We start from the raw sequence: 16,557 nt of genomic DNA, 5'->3' as shown, positions 1-16,557 counted from the left end.
AGTCGGATTTCGGAGGAATCCGACAACATGAACGGGGTTTCGCCGAGCGGTTCCCGCAGCGCGAGCGAAGCGAGCGCGAGGAAACCCGAGGCGAAAAGCGGTTCAGGTGAACTTCCGAACCGTCATGTCGAGCGTGTCCAGGTCCAGGATCGGCGCGTGGGCGACGTCGGGGTCGATGTTGACCGACTTCTGGAAGTCGGTCTGGGCCTGCCAGCAGCCGGAGTTGACCGCGAGGACGTTGTGGTACTTTCCCCAGCCGAGCTTGTGGACGTGCCCCGTGTGGAACACGTCCGGCACCTCGTCGATGACGAGGTAGTCGCGCTCCTCCGGGGCGACGCGGGTTTTCCCGCCGAACTGCGGAGCGACGTGTCGTTTCTTGAGGAGCTGGTACATCGCCTTGTGCGGCTCGTCGTAGCTGGCCTTCTCCTCCGGCAGTTCGGCGATCACCTCGTCGAGAGAGACGCCGTGGTACATGAGGACGTTCACACCCTCCACGTTGACCATCGCGGGGTTGCTCACGATCTGCGGGTCGTGGGCGCTCATGATCTCCCGAAGCTCCTCGTCGAATCCCGGCTGGGGTTCGGCGAGTCGAACCGCGTCGTGGTTCCCGGGGATCATCACGACCTCCATGTCGCCCGGCACCGCCTTGAGGTGCTCCGAGAAGGCCTCGTACTGCTCGTAGATGTCGACGATGTCGAGCTCCTCGTCCTGGCCCGGGTAGACACCGACGCCCTCGACCATGTCTCCCGCGAGGAGGAGATACTCGACGTGTTCGGCCTCCTCCGTGTGGAGCCAGTCGGCGAACCGACCCCACGCGTCGGCGAGGAACTCCTGTGAGCCGACGTGCACGTCGGAGATCAGCGCCGCCTGTACGTGGCGGTCAGCGGTGCTCGGGCGGTACGTGCGGGGAACGTCCGGGAAGTGGATCGCGTCGACGAAGACGATGCCCGCGTCGTCCGCGAGCGTCCCCGACACGGCGATACACTCGTCCAGCAGCAGTTCGTCGACCAGGTCCGCGAAGTCGCGGTCCTTCATCACGAGACACGGGAACGTCCCCGTGGTGTCCTCCAACTCGATGAGCCAGTGGCCCGATGCGGTCGACCGGATGTCGTTGACGAGGCCGATCGTCTCCACGTCAGCGCCGCCGCCCATCGCCTCGATGGAGTCGGCGGGGCGATGGTTGACGCGACCCCGAAGCTGTCCGGAGAGCCGCTCGTACCGGTCGCGGAACACGCCCACGAACTCGTCGTAGGCTCCCGTCCCCGTCGACGCGCCGGTCATATCGTTCGCGACGACGGGCGTCTTCGGGGATCGATCGCCGACCGCGGACCCCTCCGTTTCGCTTGGAACCGGTCCGGTATCGTGTGGTGATTCTCTTCCCGTTGCTCCAGTCGAAACGGAGGAGCCGGAGTGATCGGTCTCGGGGTCCGTCGCCGAGGACGTGGCGGCAGTCGACTCGGGCGATCGTGTCCCGTCGTCGATCTGTTCGGGGTCCGGAACGGGGTCGGTTTCGAGCGCCTCACGGACGTGATCCGCGGTGAGGACGAGTGCGTCCCCGGGCGCGGTCTCGATAGCCGCTTCGAGAGCGAGTTCCGGCGTCTCCGACTCGGCAATGAGCGTAACGGCCTCCCGTTCGGCGTTGTACCCGCGACGGGTGAGCGCCTGCACGACTCGGGAGGACGTCTCCAGCGGCACGAGGGGAGGTCCGCCGGGGGGAGGCAAAAGGATAGCGGATAGGTACCCGGAACGGTGTCGGGGGTTTCGGCGGTGTCGGGGGTTTCGGGGTGTCGGCGGTTTCAGGGGTGTCGGCGGTTTCAGGGGTGTCGGGGGTTTCGGGGTGTCGGCGGTTTCAGGGGTGTCGGCGGTGTCGACCATGCGATCCATGGTCGCGGTGATACCAAACAGATCTCGTGACCTGCCCCGGATGCCTCCTGACCAACCCCGGATTTATCGTGACCAGTGCTTGAATCGCGGCGTTGATAGCCTCACGTAGCGACAGTCCGATCTGACAGTGTGGGTATCAACGGGACCAAACTCCGGAAGATGACGCGGTAACAGAAAGTTCAACACCGGTCCCCGGGTTCAAGTGAGTAATGAGCGACGACGGGCGGTCACCCGACGACCCGCTGTCACGGTTCCTTCACGCCGAGACGGGTGCGTTGGTGTTCATCCGCGAGGTGCTCACGTCGGTGCTCGCGGTCGCGCTGATCGGGCTCCTGCTGTTCGCCGTCTCGGGCGTCTGGCCGCCGATGGTCGCCGTCGAATCCGGCAGCATGGAACCGCACATGGAGCGTGGCGACCTCGTGTTCATCACGGAACCGGACCGGTTCTCCCCTGAGTTCGCGTACGGCGACACCGGGATCGTTACCTACGAGACCGGCGCGGCCGAAGCGTACGCCACCTTCGGCGATCCAGGGTCCGTGATCGTGTATCACCCGCCGGGATCGGGCGGCTCGCCGATCATTCACCGGGCACGGCTGCACGTCGAGGAGGACGAAAACTGGATCGACCGTGCGAACCCCGACTATCTGCCCGCGACCTCCTGTGAAGACGTTCCCGCCTGCCCGGCTCCGTACGATGGGTTCATCACGAAAGGTGACGCGAACGCCGAATACGATCAGGTGAGCGGTATCGCTCCCGTCGTGAAGTCCGAATGGGTCCGCGGCGTCGCGCGCGTTCGCGTCCCGTACCTCGGGTACGTTCGGCTCGTCTTCTCGGAGGTGGTGCTCGTGCAGACTGACGGCGCCGGAAGCGGGCTCGCAACTGCCGCCGAACTCGGCGGCGAGCGAACCCCGCAGCCGAACCCGAGTACGAGCGTGAACAGGAGCATTTCAGGTGGAACTATAGCCTAACCGAAATTCGAATACTGAAAGCGGATCGTGGAGTCGAAAGAAAGGGGATATCGACTGTCTCCGGTACCTTGCGAGTCGGGCCGCCCGTCAACCACGTGGACGTGTCGACTGTTCGAATCCGTGTATCGATCGACTGTTCGAATCCGGTCGCGAGTGCGTCCGGCCGCGTAGCCGGGGTTCGACAGCTCAGTTGTCGAACCGGGCCTGGACGAACGGCTGGACGTCCTCGATGTCCCCGAGACGGGAATCCGAGAGGAGAACGGCCTCGGTTTCGTCGATCGGGACGGACAGGGAGATCTCCTTCGTTCGGCCGTAGCGGCCCTTCGAGACGACGACCGCGTTGACGATCCCCAGCATATCGAGTTCCGAAATGAGATCGGTCACCCGACGCTGGGTGAGCACGTCGGCGTCGATCTCCTCACAGAGCCGCTTGTAGATGTTGAACACCTCGCCGGTGTTGACGTTGTGAACGCCGTTCTGCTCGAGGAGGATGATCGAAAAGAGGACGATCTTGCTCTGCGTCGGGAGCGTACGCACCACCTCGACGACGCGATCCAACTCGATTTTGTCCTGTGCCTGTCGGACGTGTGCCTCCTCGACGAGGTCTGCCTGCGAGCGTTCGGCGAGTTCGCCCGCGGTGCGCAGGAGATCCAGCGCGCGCCGGGCGTCCCCGTGTTCTTGCGCGGCAAAGGCGGCACACAGCGGTATCACGTCCTCGGTGAGGGCGTCGGGCTTGAACGCGATGTCCGACCGGTGCTGGAGGATGTCTCGCAGCTGGTTGGCGTCGTACGGCGGGAAGACTATCTCTTCCTCCCCGAGGCTCGACTTGACACGGGGGTCGAGGAAGTCGGTGAACTTCAGGTCGTTGGAGATCCCCATGATGGAGATGCGTGAGTTGGTCAGTTCAGAGTTCATCCGCGAGAGGTTGTACAGCGTGTCGTCGCCGGATTTCTCGACGAGCTTGTCGATCTCGTCGAGCATGATAACGACGACGCGCTCGTGATAGTCGACGGCGTCGAAGAACGTCGAGTAGACGCGGTCCGTCGGCCATCCCGTCATCGGTACTTCCTGCATCTCTTCGCGATCCGACTCGAGGTCGGCGATACGCTCGTCGACATCGGCGACGGAGGCGAACTCGGTCCCCTCGAGCGCTCTGTCGTCGTCGGCAGCCGTCGAACGGAGGTCGCGGAGGTCGTCGAGGCGATCGTCGATGACTCGTTCGTTCTTCTCGATGAACTTGTTCGCGAGCTGTGCGAGCACGCGGTACTGGGTGTCCGTCACCTCGCAGTTAATGTACTCGACCTCACAGGGAACGTCGTACTTCTGACTGGTCGACTCGAGTTCCTGGGAGACGAACTTCGCCGAGGCCGTCTTCCCCGTCCCCGTCTTCCCGTAGATGAGGATGTTCGACGGCGTTTCCCCGCGCAGTGCGGACACGAGAATCGTCGCCATCTTGTTGATCTGGTCTTTCCGATGGGGAAGCTCGTGGGGCGTGTACGAGGGACGAAGCACCTCCTTGTTCTCGAAGATAGGCTCGCCGGAGAGGAGGTCGTCGAACAATCCGGTGCTCGCTTCGTCGTCCTCGTCCGCGAGTACCTCGTCGACGTCGAGATCGACGTCCGTTCGCGACCGCGACCCGGACCCGAAGTCGAATGACGTTCCACCCGCATCGAGATCGGTGTCGCCGTCAGCGTTCCGATCGGTGTCGCCGTCAGCGTTCCGATCGGTGTCGCCGTCAGCGTTCCGATCGGTGTCGCCGCTAGCGTCCTGACCGATATCGCCGTCGTGATCGCCGCTTTTCCCGCCGTCATCGTCCGCGGCGGAGGGTACAGTGGGGGCAGATTCCGGTTCCGTGTCCGACTCGGACTCGATTCCCGAGCCGCCGCTCCCGGAGTCGGACGACCGTCCGTCACTTCGGGTGGAGTCGTTGTTTTCGTCGGAGTTCACCGTCGCCTCCGACCGGTCGTCGGTTCCGCCGTCGTTCGAACTGTGTTCCGGTTCGTCGTCCCGTGTCATCGGTCTCTTGTACCCCTTTGTTTCGACTGGAATCCATAGCGGGCATCTGCCGGATAACGGGTCTTCGACCCGTGTATAGAGTATATTGAACCCGGAGCAGTGACCGATCGTGTCCAGATGATGCAATCGAAGAGGATGGACAGCCTGTTAAAAAACGTTACTGTTCGCTCGAACGGCGTCGATGCGGGCGAGTTCGAGAGCGGTCGTTCGACGAGAAAGAAGGGTGCAACATACGAAGTTTCGGGTGTGCGATCGGTCAGATGAGCGGTCTTCGACTACGGGACATCCCGATACGATACACGGATTACTCGCTCGCTTTGCGACCGAGGACCGCAGTTTCATCGGCTCGAATCGATCTACGTTGTACCCGGATTCGACTAGAAGTTCTCCTGGTGGCGTCGAACCTATACTCGATGCCGAGTCCGTAGCTGGGCCGCGCTTCGTATCCCCCCCACCCCTTCGTTTCCGGTGGAAACGCTCGTAGAGGGGGAGGGGGAAGGACCTTATTCAGATCAGAAGTATTTATGCCACAGCAGATTTAACAATATCCGAACGACTAGCAAATACGATTTATTTGGTGTGTTATCTGATCTAGAGAACCTCTTCTCGACGACCCCCACTCCCCGTGATCGATGAGTTCCACACGAAACAGAGGGGTGGGGGTGATCGGACCCGACTGTGATCTAGCAGCCTCCGCACGTTACTGTTGGTAGTAGATCACTACAACCAGACACACGACCCAGATACGAGTCGATACCGAGTCGGGATATCGTCCCGATCGGAGGTTGGGTGTCCTCCCGGAGCGCTAGCAGTCCTTCCTAGCATCCGTTTCGGGCGTTATCCCGTCTACGCGTGTTCACAGCGATCACCTCAATTCACCCCTCTCAGGTTGGATGTCCCCAACTGCAGTCCTCCCTTCCGACCGGCTACCGTGATTCCTCCAATCAGCTGTCACTCCCGAGCGTTCGGCTTGCAATCGGTTACATACAGGTTGATCGTTCGTACTACCCGTTCGTCGGCGAGAAACCGTAGCGTACCCTGTCTGACGTAGTGCTTAAGTGGCGCCGATGGTTTGGAGCGATAACGCCCTCCACACGGGACGGAGGGGAACGGAGGCCAGGATGGGTCTGCTCACCAATCTCAGGGACAGTATTACACGGGTCACCGATCGGCTTTTTGCCGACGACGAGCCCAAACGGATCGGGATATACGGCCCGCCGAACGCGGGCAAGACGACGCTGGCGAATCGGATCGCCCGCGACTGGACCGGCGACGCCGTCGGGCCGGAGAGCCACATCCCGCACGAGACGCGTCGCGCGCGAAGGAAAGAGAACGTCGAGATCGAACGGAACGGCAAGACCGTCACCATCGACATCGTGGACACGCCGGGCGTGACCACGAAGGTGGACTACAAGGAGTTCCTCGATCACGACATGGAGAAGGAGGACGCCGTCAAGCGGTCGCGGGAAGCGACCGAGGGTGTCGCGGAGGCGATGCACTGGCTCCGCGAGGACGTCGACGGCGTCATCTACGTGCTCGACTCGACCACGGACCCGTTCACGCAGGTCAACACGATGCTCATCGGGATCATCGAGAGTCAGGACCTCCCGGTGCTCATCTTCGCGAACAAGGTCGACCTCGACGACGCCGACGTGAAGCGCATCGCCGACGCGTTCCCGCAACACGAGACCGTGCCGCTGTCGGCGCTTGAGGGGGACAACATGGACGAAGTGTACGAGAAGATCGCGGAGTACTTCGGATAATGTCCGAAGCAACCGCTCCCGACGACGGGGACGGCGTCCGTATCGACCTGATCAGCGGCGGCCGGATGGAGGGACTCACCTCGATGGAGAAGATCCGGCTCATTCTCGACTCCGTCCGCGACGGCGATATCGTCGTTCTCGAGGCCGGCCTCTCGCCCGAGGAGGAATCGAAGCTCATCGAGGTCACGATGACCGAGATCAGCCCCGACGACTTCTCGGGCATCGAGATCGAGACGTACCCCTCGAGTCAACAGCCGAACCAGGGACTCGTCGGTCGGCTCCTCGGCAAGGAGGAGACCGCGAAGAAGCTGACCGTGATCGGGCCGGCAAACCAGATCGAGACGCTGCACAAAGACGAGGACCTCATCAGCGCGCTCGTCTCACGCAAGTAGCGATGCCGCACCAGTGTACCAACTGCGGACGGACGTTCGCCGACGGATCGAAGGAGATGCTCTCGGGGTGTCCCGACTGCGGCGGCAACAAGTTCCAGTTCGACCCGGACGGCGGGAGCGATACCGCTCCACCCGAAACGGAGGATACCACGGACCGAACCGCTTCGACAGTCTCGAGCGATGAACCGAGCGCTAACGACGTGGCGGGAACGAACCCAGACGACGTGGCGGGAACGAACACGTCGTCCCGGACGGCACCCGACACGGAAGACGGCGCACAGGCGAGCGCCCGCTCTGACGTCGTCTCGCCCGACGAACTCGCGGCGGCCGCCGAATCCACTGAACCGGTGACCGATCGAACCGAACAGAATGAGGTATCCTCGTCAGCTGACGACGCCGATTCGGCGGATACGGAGGATTCGGACCCGAACCTGGATGCCCTCCGGCAGAAGCTCAACGACCAGTTCGAGTCCATCCGCATCGTCAGTCCGGGACAGTACGAACTGAACCTCATGGAGCTGTACGACCGAGAGGAGTACATCATCTCGTTGCGTGAGGACGGCCGATACGTCATCGAGATGCCCGAAGGCTGGGACGACCGCTGAACGCGGGCCCGAACGATCTGCGCCACCCGAAACGGCTCCCTTTCGCAATCGGACGACTCGCTGATCCGACCTGTTTCACATCGGCCCAGGAGACCTCATCCTCTCCATCCAATCACACTCTCCATTCGAACTAGCCCCTCCTTCCGAACGATACCCTCCACTCGAACTAGCCCCTCCTTCCGAACGATACCCTCCCCTCGAACTAGCCCCTCCTTCCGAACGATACCCTCCACTCGAACTAGCCCCTCCTTCCGAACGATACCCTCCACTCGAACTAGCCCCCTTCTCCCGACCCGTACGGTTCCCCTCGTGTCAGCTTCTGGTTCCGATAGTGCCTTGCCATCGCCACCACCGATCCGAATCGGATGCTCTCTGCGCTCCGTGAGCGCCTCCGATCGGCGCTGTTCGCCTTCCCCTCGGTATTAGCAGCGTTCGGGCTGATCGATCGGAGGAAAGGCGAGGAGGCGTTCGATCTGGCGGTCCCGGTGATGGTGACCGGCGGCCTGCGGACGCTCCTCCGCGTCGCCGACTTCCTGATGGTCGGGATGTACGCCGGCGGCGCGGCGATCGCGGCGCTGGAGTTCGGCTTTCAGTACTACTTCGTTCCGTTCGGCCTCGCGCTCGCGCTCACGTCCGGGACGATCAGCGTCGTCTCCCGCTTTCAGGGTGCCGACGATCCCGCGGAGGCGAACTTCGCGATCAAGCAGTCCCTGTGGTTGGCGATCGCACTCGCGGTGCCGATCACTGTCTTCACGCATTTTTTCGCCGAGGAACTTATCGGCGTTCTCACCAACGACCCGCGTACGATCGCCCTCGGCGGCGACTACCTCCGCGTCGTGATGTACTCCGTCGGGTTCCGCTTCTGGTCGATGATCGCCGCCCGCGCACTCGCCGGTTCGGGCGATACCCGTACCCCGATGTACGTCCGCCTGCTCACGCTCCCGACGAACGTCGGGCTCAACGCCGCGCTCATCTTCGGGCTCGGCCCGTTCCCGGAACTCGGCGTCGTCGGCGCGGCGTGGGGAACTGTCGCCGCGACGACGCTCGCGGGGGTCGTGTTCGCCTGGGCCCTCCTCTCGGGTCGCTACTCCGTTCGCCTGCCGATCCGCGGCAAGCAGTGGGACACGGGGATCGCGCGCGAACTCGTCCGGGTGAGCCTCCCGCTGGCGGGAACCAGGCTCTCCCGGACGTTCGGTCGGTTCCCGTTCCTGTTCCTGTTGGGGGTGCTCGGGACGGACGTCGTCGCGGCCTACGCGATCGGTCGGCGGGTGATGCTGCTCGCGCTGATGCCCGCGTGGGGATACTCCACGGCCGCCTCGACACTCGTCGGGCAGGCGATCGGCGCCGGCGATCCCGATGAGGCCGACGAGTACGGTTGGCAGACCCTCCGACTCGCGCTCGTCACCCAACTCCTCATCGGGGCGGTCATCGCGGTGGCCGCACGACCTATCGCGGCCGCCTTCGGCTCGGAGAACCTCACGCTCACGGTGACGTTCGTCCGCGTGTTCGGGCTCGGCGTCGCCGGCTTCGCTGTCTCGCGGACGATGCGCGGCGGACTTCGCGGCGCCGGCGACACGCGCTGGCCGTTCTACGGCGGCATCATCGGCACGTACGTCGTTCGACTGCCGATCGCGGCGCTCGCACTTCCCGCGGGGTACGCCGCCACGTTGTTCACCGGACCGTTCGCGGCGACGCTCGGGATCGCCCCGCTGGTCGTTCCGCTTCCGGGGATGGGCCTCGGGCTGGTCGCGGTGTTCGCGGCCATCCTCGGGGACATGTACGCCCGGGCCGCCGTCAACGTCGTTCGCTACTACAGCGACGCGTGGAAGGCTGTCGCTCGTGAATCCGGCGTCGGCACGTCGGCGGACTGATCGCGTACTGACGGCCCGATGACCCGACCGTCGGGGCCGACACTTCGCACCTGCTATCCGGGGCCGACACTTCGCACCTGCTATCCGGGGCCGACACTTCACGACCGTCCGCGTGGCTCGCCGTCGGCTGACGGCGACGGAATGAAGCCTTTATGCACCACGCCTTGCCACGTCGAGGCATGAGTAAGGCGACGAAGATCGTGCTCGGTACCGTCGGCGTGTCGGCCGTCCTCGCGGTCGGCATCATCCTCGTTCTCGCGTTCGGGTAGATGGCCGGCTTCGAGCGACGAACGCTTGCGCCGCCCGTCGCGACCGTCCGCGAGGCGTACGCCCCGGAGTGCGTCGTCCTCGACGCGGGAGCGGACTTCGAGACGCTCCCGCCGGAAGCCGCCGAGGAACTCGGCTTACTGGTCGACGCGCTCGATCCCGCGGCGTATCCCGCGGAGTGGCTTCCGGACGACGCGCCGGCGCAGCTGCGGCGGTACGCCGGCTCGGATTTCACCATCGGGATGCCCGGCGACGGCACCGTCGTGTGGACGCGTCAGACGACCCCGCCGACGATTATCGCGAAGAAGCGCGCGGAGGGGACACCCGAGGACTTCCTCGCGTTCCTACTGGCGGAGGCGTTCGTCGAACTGTCGCTCGACGTTCCGGAGCACTTCCTCCCGTTCTTCGGGGAGTCGTATCGCGATCTCGCAGCGGCGACGCCGTTGGCCCCCAACGAGACGTACCAGCTCGCGGCAGCACTGTTCGACGCTTGGGTCGGCGTTCAGACACGCGAGGTGTTCCGGTCGTGGGCGGACGACGCCGACACCGACGCTGGCATCGGCACCGAACCCCTGTCGAACCCCGAGATCCACGCCGCGTGGGTCGACGCCGGCGACCGGCTCGTCGGCCGTCTGGAAAACCTCCCGTCGGAGGTGGCCCGCGGCGACCTCTCGTTTACCGCGGCGACGGAGTACGCGTGCGCAGCGGTGAAACACGACCTCGACCTCCCCGCGCCGTTCTCGGCGCTGGACACCGCGGCGTACCGCGACCACGGGCCAAGCTACGCGGTCCGGTGGGCCGAGAAGACGTTCGAGAAGCTCGGCGAGTAACCCTCAGATTTGCTTCGTAAGGCGTTTCAGACCCCGTTCGAGGAGTCCTCCCCGGGAAGTTCGACAGTCACGTCGCCGTCGTCGGTGAGGTCGATAACCACGTCGAACAGCTCGCGGAACCGTCGGATCTCGGCGTCGTCGTGGACCTCTCGCGAGAGGTGAAACAGACCGACTGCCTCGTGCTCTGCCAGTAGGCTGAGCATCCTCTCTGCTGCATCGTGAACGCCGTCGACGTCGGCGTAATAGGCCAATTCGGTGAGTGAGTCGACGCTGATCCGTCGCTTCCCGGCGTGGGCGGCGAGGAAGCGTTCGACCTGCTTGACGACGCCGTCGAGGTCATCCGGAGACGAGACGTAATGAAAATGGTCCGAACTGCGCCGGGAGTAGCCCCGCTCGACGGAGATCGTGTCGAGGATCTCCGCACGCGACTCGTCTACGTCGTAATGTTCGAGCTTCTGTTCGACCTCGCGGGCGGTGGTTCGCGTGGAGACGACGAGGAAGTTGTCGGTGTCGGCCTTCAGGAAGTCCGTGTCGATGCGGTCGGTCTCGCCGATGCTCGGGTGGAGAAGCAGCACCCCCGTTCCGCCGGGGATCGTCGTCTCGGTGTCGCTGACGGCGAGCGTGTAGTCCATGTACCTGACAGCGACCGCTCGAACTTAAATTCCGTTGCGGCTCCGAGCCAGTCGGTCGTTCAGTGCCCGACCGGTCACACGACCCCCGGCGATCAGAACTCGGCTTGGACGATCTCGAGCACCTCCTCGCGATCGTCCCAGGAGACGAAGATCGCGACGGAGGTGGCGGAGGTGATGATGTCGTGGACGTTGATCCCCGCGTTCGCCACGGGGCCGACGATGCTTGAGACGACGCCCGGCCGGTTCGGGAGTTCTCCGCCCATGACACGGATGACGGCGTAATCGGCCTCCGTACTGACCGACGACAGCGAGCCGTCGCCGACGACGACTTCGTCGTGAAGCGCCGCCTCGGCGCGGTCGGATACCTCCGTGTCGACGTAGAACGTCACCGAGTCCATTCCGGAGGCGACGGCGTCGATGTTGATCTCCTCTTTGCGGAGCGATTCCGAGAGATCGGCCAGAATTCCCGGTCGGTTTCGGATCGCGCGCCCGGCGACCGTGATGCACGAAAGCGGGTCCTCCCGCATGTCGATGAGGTTCTCGAAACTCCCCTCGATGCGGGTCCCGCCGCCGAGGAGGTCGCCGTGCTGGTAGTGGACGACGCGGACGTCGAGGCTCTCGTCTTTGTACACGAGCGCCGACGGAGCGATCACCTCGGCGCCGCGGAACGAGAGGTTCCGGAGCTCGTCGACGGTGATACTCGCGACGTTGCGCGCCCCCTCGACGACGTGGGGGTCGCCGGTCATCACGCCTTCCACGTCGGTGACGATGACGACCTCGTCGGCGTCCATGTACCTGCCGAGCATCACGGCCGTCGTGTCCGAACCGCCGCGGCCGAGGGTGGTTACCCCGCCGTCAAGCGTCTGCGCGAGAAAGCCCGTGATGACCGGGACGACGCCGTCCATCTGCGCGGCCAGCGCGGCTGCGCGCTCTTGCGTCGCAGCGACGTCGACCTCGCCGACCTCGTCGGTGATAACCGGCCACTCGTCGCGTCCCGGTTCGAGGAACATCGCGTTCACGCCGCGGGCGGCCAGCGCCGCCTTCAGCATGCGCACGGAGGTGCGCTCCCCCATCGAGACGATCTCGGCGCGGTCCTTGTCGCCGATCTCGAAGGTGATCTCGTCGAGGAGGTCGTCGGTCGTCGACCCCATCGCGCTCGCGACGACGGCGATCTCGTGGCCCTGCTCGACGGCGGCGGCGATGGAGTCGGCGGCGCGCTCCACCCGGTCGCCCGAGCCGAGCGAGGTACCGCCAAACTTCGCGACGACGCGCATTACGACCGCACCTCGACCACCAGCGGTGGACGTACGTCAGATTCTCCGCGATTCATGGCGCCGGATAACACCGGTTCGCGTTTAACGCTGTCCTCTGTCGCAAGGGTCGCCGGCCGCGGCACTCACTGCCCCCGCGGCCGTGCACGGTTGCGACTCCGAGCCGCACTCGGCCGTCCGGTCCGCTTTCTGGTCCACGGTCGCGGTATCCTCGCCGATCCGCGGTCGCGGTATCCTCGCCGATCCGCGGTCGCGGTATCCTCGCCGATCCGCGGTCACGGGGAGTTTTCATCCGTCCCCGCAACGAAGCGACATGGTCGGACGCAGCCGGCGGTTCGCCATCGCGGACACCGCCCAACAGGTCGTCGGTGGGTTCCTCCTCGCGGGACCGTTCGTCGTCACCGACGAGGTGTGGGGCCTCGCCGTCGGGATGGCGTGGTATCAGGTAGTCGTGACCGTCGGCATCGTTCTCACGGTCGGGTACGGGGCGCTGTACAAGGCCGACGACGAGCGCGACCCCGACCGCGAGGCGGAGGTCGCCGGGGTCCCGCTGCGGTTCGTCTCGCTCATCGCCGTCTCGTACCTCTCGGTCGGGATCCTCGCGCTGTCGTTCGACGCGCCGGCGACGCTCATCCCGAACCACGTCGACCCGCCGGTGGCGATGCGCGATCAGATCTATATCACCCTGAAGGCGATGAGCGTCGGCTCCGTCTTCTCGGTGATCGGCGCGGCGACGGCCGACTCCGTGTTCTGATCTTTGTCGACTGTCCGAGTTGTGTTTCGGCGCAATTCAAGCCGGATCCCCGGAGCTCAGGAGCCAGCGAGTCGGTGGGGGCTCAGGCGGACGATATCAGCCGCTTCCGGGTACGGGTGTGCCGCACGGCGAGCCCCAACAGTACCGCGGGTACGAGCGCCGCGACGGCGAGACCGACGGGCCCGCCGACGAACAACGCTGCGGCCCCGAACACCTGCGTAAAGACGGGGAGAACGATCGCCGCGGCGATGTACAGCGTCCCGCTGAGCGGCCAGTCGGGAACGTGGTAGCGGACGTACTTCATGTCGTAGTAGATCGCGACAGCGAACACAAGCCACGCGAGGAACTGCGTCAGGGGCAACACCGTGGCCAGACCCAGCGACCGCAGTGCGCCGCCGGCGTCGAGGCCACCCGCCATACTGCTGCGGAACGTCACGACGAGCAGGAGGACGACGACGAGGTTGATCCCCCACAGCGCACCGCCGAACAGCACGCCGGTTCCCCAGTCGGACGGCTCGGGCTCGGGTCCGGCCCCGGCGGCCCCGGCGGCCCCGGCGCCGCCGCCCACGCTCCCCTCGTTAGAGACGCCGCACTCGGGACAGATCGCGGCCTCCTGTTTGATCACCGCGCCGCAACTGCGGCAGTACTTCTCGCCGGCGCCCGCCTGTCGGTTCTCCTCCTCGCCGGATTCGTCGACTTCGGTTCCGTCGGGTCCGCCCGCATCCTCCCCGGCCTTGCCGGGTTCGGCGTTCCCGTCGGACTCGTCGCCGGAACCGCCGCCCCGGTCGTCGACGCCACCGTCGCGGTCGACCCCGTCGACGCCGGCATCGGTCGCGTCGGTCGCTTCCGTCTCGTGTACGCCGTCGCTGCGGTCGGCGTCGCCGCCGCGACCGCTCCGTCGCGATCCTCCGCGGGCGGTCCGGTCCGGAGCCGTGCTCTCGTCGCTGTCGCCGGCGGAACCGGTCCGCCCTCGCGACGACGACCGATCGGTCGACCCGCCGGCGTCGGTCGACGCGCTCGACCGCTCCGTCGAGTCGGATCCGCCCGTCCGGTTCCGATCCGACGACCCGCGGTCGTCGTTGTCGCTCCTCCCGTCGGTGGCGTCGCCATCGCCGGTGTCGTTCTCGTCACCGAACCCCCACCCGCTGTCGTCGGACGACGCCGACGTCGACTCTGACGAGCCGGTATCGACGGTGTCCGCGGCGTGGTCCGCGTCGGCTCCGGCCGTTCCGTCGTCGAAGCCCCACGCGTCGTCGTCGGTCGAGTTCCCGTCGAACCCCCAGCCGTCGTCGCCGTCGTGTGCGGCTGCCCCGAAGCCGGCGTCGTCACTCGTCTCGGCCGCGGCGAACGAGTCGACGCCACCACCGCTCCCGACGCCGCCGGCGTCACCTCGGCCCCCGGCGGTCGAGAACGAGATGGACCTCGCGGCGATCGTCGCCGACACGCGGCCGGATCCGTCGGTCGGGTCGAATCGCTCGGTCGCCTCCGGTCCGTCCCGGACCTGCACGCCGACATCGACAGTTCCGGTGACCGACTTCGACCACTCGCGCCGCTCGCCGGGGGCGAGCGTCACCCGGTCGACGAACAGGACGTCCCCGTCCGCCCGACAGCCGACGTTCGCCCTCGTCCGCGATCCCGTCTCGTTGACGACGGAGATCTCGAGGTCGTCGGGGAGGTTCCGATCTATCCAATCCATTACTGGGGGCGATCCGGTTGGACGCTCTTAATTCCCCGACATGACCGGGAGACAAGGCCGGCACAGCGGCCGAGAGTTCCGTGATCACGATCCGGAACCCGATCCGGTCGGGTTCCGGCCTCAGCCGCTCACCGTCCCTCCGCGAGCCGACTCCCGATCCGTTCCGGAAGCCCGGCGTCTACAACCCCCGCCGCGACCGCGTCGGTGTCGTACTCGACGCGCCGTTCCTCGACCGTTCGCTCGTCGACGTCGAGGACCGCGTAGGCGGCGCGAGGATCGCCGTCGCGCGGCTGGCCGACGCTCCCGGGATTGACGACCACTCCCTCGGGGTACACGCCGTGGTGCTGGACGTGGGTGTGGCCGAGCACGAGCGCGTCGAGATCGCCGTCGTCGACGCCGAGCCGGTCGGCGGCGCTGCCGATCAGGCCGCCGGCGAACTCCCGCGGCTGGGTGTAGTGGTCGGGGTTGTCGGGGTGACCGTGGACGACGGCGACGCGCCCCTCGGCGACCGTTCGGCGTTCGGGGAGTCCGTCGAGCCACGCGATCGCGTCGTCGTCGAGCGCCTCCCGCGCGTGGTCGACGCCCGCGCGGGCCATCGCGTTGAACCCCGGCGCCGAGCCGGCGGCGACCGCGCGGTCGTGGTTCCCCTGTACGGTCGGGATCGAGCGATCCCGGACCGCCGTGACGCACTCGGCGGGCCAGGGGTTGTATCCGACCACGTCGCCCGCACAGACGAGTCCGTCGACGGGCGGTATGTCGTCGAGTACCGCCTCCAACGCGATCCGATTGCCGTGGATATCTGAGAGCAGGCCCAGTCGCACGTCCTTGCACAGGAACTCCGCGGTAGTAGTTCCGGCGGCGTCTCGCGCCTCGCTTCACTCGTCCTCGCTCTTTGTGGGCGGCTCGCCCGCAACCTCGCCGCCGCCGTCCCGAGGAGTTCGCCTCACTCCGTTCGGCTCACTCCTCGCTCGTGTTCTGCACGGCGAAGGAACTCCCCCCGTCGCCGACGTGGACTCCCGCCGCACAGACCGCGTGCTCGTAGTCGAGTCCGTACGCCGTCCGGGCGGCCGCCACCGCAGTTCGAGGCTCGAACTCGAACGCCCGGGGCTCGTTCTCCTCGTACGTCGCCACGAGGTGGGGTTCGTCGACCTCACGGACCAGCAGGGCGTCGCGACGGACGATCCCGACGTACCCGGCGTCCTGCTCGATCACGCCCGCGACGCGCGGGGTGTCGTAGTCGTCCTTCTCGTAGTCCATCGCGTGCAGGGCCTCGACGAGCGCGTCGCGGGCGGGGTAGCCGCGGTCGTACTTCTCGGCGACGGGGTCGACGTGTGAGCCGTTGCCGACGACGGCCCCCTCGCCCGCCGCCCGCGCGCAGTTGTACGAGACGTACGGGTTGTCCGTCTCCTCGGCGTCGGCGGTCGGGACCACGGTGAGCGTGTCGTCGTCCCGCCGCGTCACCTTTCGATTCGGGAACGACCGTGAGGAGACGCGGTACGCGCCGACCTTCGGCCCGACGACGACGAATCGTCCGATATACATACACGACCGTGTACCACGAGCCGACAAGTAGGTGATGATATATGCACGTGTGCGGTTTCGCTCGCG

General features: G+C 65.8%; 15 protein-coding genes. 8 read left to right on the top strand and 7 right to left on the bottom strand.

Going from position 1 to position 16,557, the window contains the following annotated elements; translation table 11 throughout:
* Nucleotides 1-102 precede the first annotated feature (102 nt).
* Nucleotides 103-1,695, bottom strand: a complete 1,593-nt coding sequence (locus K6T25_RS07395; protein WP_222917648.1) for a DNA-directed DNA polymerase II small subunit — start codon at nucleotides 1,693-1,695, stop codon at nucleotides 103-105.
* A gap of 398 nt (nucleotides 1,696-2,093) precedes the next feature.
* Between K6T25_RS07395 and K6T25_RS07390 the strand changes: the two genes are divergently transcribed.
* Nucleotides 2,094-2,852: a S26 family signal peptidase gene (locus K6T25_RS07390; protein WP_222917646.1), complete on the top strand. Its 759-nt coding sequence runs from the start codon at nucleotides 2,094-2,096 to the stop codon at nucleotides 2,850-2,852.
* A 186-nt stretch (nucleotides 2,853-3,038) separates the two neighbouring features.
* On the opposite strand, the gene K6T25_RS07385 is transcribed toward K6T25_RS07390, so the two are convergent.
* Entirely contained in the window at nucleotides 3,039-4,868 is a 1,830-nt protein-coding gene (locus tag K6T25_RS07385; RefSeq protein ID WP_222917644.1) for a Cdc6/Cdc18 family protein, read from the bottom strand.
* Between the two features lie 1,121 nt (nucleotides 4,869-5,989).
* On the opposite strand from K6T25_RS07385, the gene K6T25_RS07380 reads away from it, so the two are divergent.
* The 6 genes from K6T25_RS07380 to K6T25_RS07360 all read left to right on the top strand — a co-directional run bounded on the left by K6T25_RS07380 (nucleotide 5,990) and on the right by K6T25_RS07360 (nucleotide 10,596).
* A complete protein-coding gene (locus tag K6T25_RS07380; protein WP_222917642.1) occupies nucleotides 5,990-6,631 on the top strand; it encodes an Era-like GTP-binding protein in 642 nt (213 codons plus the stop codon).
* Nucleotides 6,631-7,023: a DUF2073 domain-containing protein gene (locus K6T25_RS07375; RefSeq protein ID WP_222917640.1), complete on the top strand. Its 393-nt coding sequence runs from the start codon at nucleotides 6,631-6,633 to the stop codon at nucleotides 7,021-7,023. Before K6T25_RS07380 ends, K6T25_RS07375 begins: the two co-directional genes overlap by 1 nt.
* Before the next feature lie 2 nt (nucleotides 7,024-7,025).
* On the top strand, nucleotides 7,026-7,628 hold the full coding sequence (locus tag K6T25_RS07370) for a Zn-ribbon domain-containing protein (protein WP_222917638.1): 603 nt from the start codon (nucleotides 7,026-7,028) through the stop codon (nucleotides 7,626-7,628).
* A 365-nt stretch (nucleotides 7,629-7,993) separates the two neighbouring features.
* Nucleotides 7,994-9,499: an MATE family efflux transporter gene (locus tag K6T25_RS07365; protein WP_222917636.1), complete on the top strand. Its 1,506-nt coding sequence runs from the start codon at nucleotides 7,994-7,996 to the stop codon at nucleotides 9,497-9,499.
* A 179-nt stretch (nucleotides 9,500-9,678) separates the two neighbouring features.
* A complete protein-coding gene (locus tag K6T25_RS15780) occupies nucleotides 9,679-9,768 on the top strand; it encodes a hypothetical protein (RefSeq protein WP_425600880.1) in 90 nt (29 codons plus the stop codon).
* Nucleotides 9,769-10,596: a DUF7089 family protein gene (locus K6T25_RS07360; RefSeq protein WP_222917635.1), complete on the top strand. Its 828-nt coding sequence runs from the start codon at nucleotides 9,769-9,771 to the stop codon at nucleotides 10,594-10,596.
* Nucleotides 10,597-10,622: 26 nt separating this feature from the next.
* Here the strand turns inward: K6T25_RS07360 and K6T25_RS07355 are convergent, their stop codons facing one another.
* Nucleotides 10,623-11,228 (bottom strand): DUF7090 family protein, encoded by a 606-nt coding sequence (locus K6T25_RS07355; RefSeq protein ID WP_222917633.1) that lies wholly within the window; start codon nucleotides 11,226-11,228, stop codon nucleotides 10,623-10,625.
* Nucleotides 11,229-11,320: 92 nt separating this feature from the next.
* Nucleotides 11,321-12,502: an aspartate kinase gene (locus tag K6T25_RS07350; RefSeq protein ID WP_222917631.1), complete on the bottom strand. Its 1,182-nt coding sequence runs from the start codon at nucleotides 12,500-12,502 to the stop codon at nucleotides 11,321-11,323.
* Nucleotides 12,503-12,812: 310 nt separating this feature from the next.
* On the opposite strand from K6T25_RS07350, the gene K6T25_RS07345 reads away from it, so the two are divergent.
* Nucleotides 12,813-13,253, top strand: coding sequence for a DUF2391 domain-containing protein (locus K6T25_RS07345; RefSeq protein ID WP_222917629.1), 441 nt, complete (start codon nucleotides 12,813-12,815; stop codon nucleotides 13,251-13,253).
* Between the two features lie 82 nt (nucleotides 13,254-13,335).
* Here K6T25_RS07345 and K6T25_RS07340 read toward each other — a convergent pair whose 3' ends face one another.
* From K6T25_RS07340 to K6T25_RS07330, 3 genes are all read right to left on the bottom strand, one after another.
* Nucleotides 13,336-14,949, bottom strand: a complete 1,614-nt coding sequence (locus K6T25_RS07340; protein WP_222917627.1) for a zinc ribbon domain-containing protein — start codon at nucleotides 14,947-14,949, stop codon at nucleotides 13,336-13,338.
* Between the two features lie 128 nt (nucleotides 14,950-15,077).
* Nucleotides 15,078-15,770, bottom strand: coding sequence for a metallophosphoesterase family protein (locus K6T25_RS07335; RefSeq protein WP_222917625.1), 693 nt, complete (start codon nucleotides 15,768-15,770; stop codon nucleotides 15,078-15,080).
* Nucleotides 15,771-15,906: 136 nt separating this feature from the next.
* Entirely contained in the window at nucleotides 15,907-16,491 is a 585-nt protein-coding gene (locus tag K6T25_RS07330; RefSeq protein WP_222917623.1) for an IMP cyclohydrolase, read from the bottom strand.
* Nucleotides 16,492-16,557 lie beyond the last annotated feature (66 nt).

Source organism: Halobaculum rubrum, assembly GCF_019880225.1.
Lineage (GTDB): Archaea > Halobacteriota > Halobacteria > Halobacteriales > Haloferacaceae > Halobaculum > Halobaculum rubrum.
Note: the sequence above shows the minus strand (reverse complement) of the source record. Positions and strands in the feature narration are given on the sequence as shown.

What these genes read in the sequence shown, in the direction of transcription:
- K6T25_RS07365 (WP_222917636.1), top strand. Translation starts at nt 7,994, where the DNA reads ATGCTCTCTGCGCTCCGTGAGCGCCTCCGATCGGCGCTGTTCGCCTTC.
- K6T25_RS07330 (WP_222917623.1), bottom strand. Translation starts at nt 16,491, where the DNA reads ATGTATATCGGACGATTCGTCGTCGTCGGGCCGAAGGTCGGCGCGTAC.
- K6T25_RS07350 (WP_222917631.1), bottom strand. Translation starts at nt 12,502, where the DNA reads ATGCGCGTCGTCGCGAAGTTTGGCGGTACCTCGCTCGGCTCGGGCGAC.
- K6T25_RS07390 (WP_222917646.1), top strand. Translation starts at nt 2,094, where the DNA reads ATGAGCGACGACGGGCGGTCACCCGACGACCCGCTGTCACGGTTCCTT.
- K6T25_RS07345 (WP_222917629.1), top strand. Translation starts at nt 12,813, where the DNA reads ATGGTCGGACGCAGCCGGCGGTTCGCCATCGCGGACACCGCCCAACAG.
- K6T25_RS07375 (WP_222917640.1), top strand. Translation starts at nt 6,631, where the DNA reads ATGTCCGAAGCAACCGCTCCCGACGACGGGGACGGCGTCCGTATCGAC.
- K6T25_RS07370 (WP_222917638.1), top strand. Translation starts at nt 7,026, where the DNA reads ATGCCGCACCAGTGTACCAACTGCGGACGGACGTTCGCCGACGGATCG.
- K6T25_RS07355 (WP_222917633.1), bottom strand. Translation starts at nt 11,228, where the DNA reads ATGGACTACACGCTCGCCGTCAGCGACACCGAGACGACGATCCCCGGC.
- K6T25_RS07385 (WP_222917644.1), bottom strand. Translation starts at nt 4,868, where the DNA reads ATGACACGGGACGACGAACCGGAACACAGTTCGAACGACGGCGGAACC.
- K6T25_RS07360 (WP_222917635.1), top strand. Translation starts at nt 9,769, where the DNA reads ATGGCCGGCTTCGAGCGACGAACGCTTGCGCCGCCCGTCGCGACCGTC.
- K6T25_RS15780 (WP_425600880.1), top strand. Translation starts at nt 9,679, where the DNA reads ATGAGTAAGGCGACGAAGATCGTGCTCGGTACCGTCGGCGTGTCGGCC.
- K6T25_RS07340 (WP_222917627.1), bottom strand. Translation starts at nt 14,949, where the DNA reads ATGGATTGGATAGATCGGAACCTCCCCGACGACCTCGAGATCTCCGTC.
- K6T25_RS07380 (WP_222917642.1), top strand. Translation starts at nt 5,990, where the DNA reads ATGGGTCTGCTCACCAATCTCAGGGACAGTATTACACGGGTCACCGAT.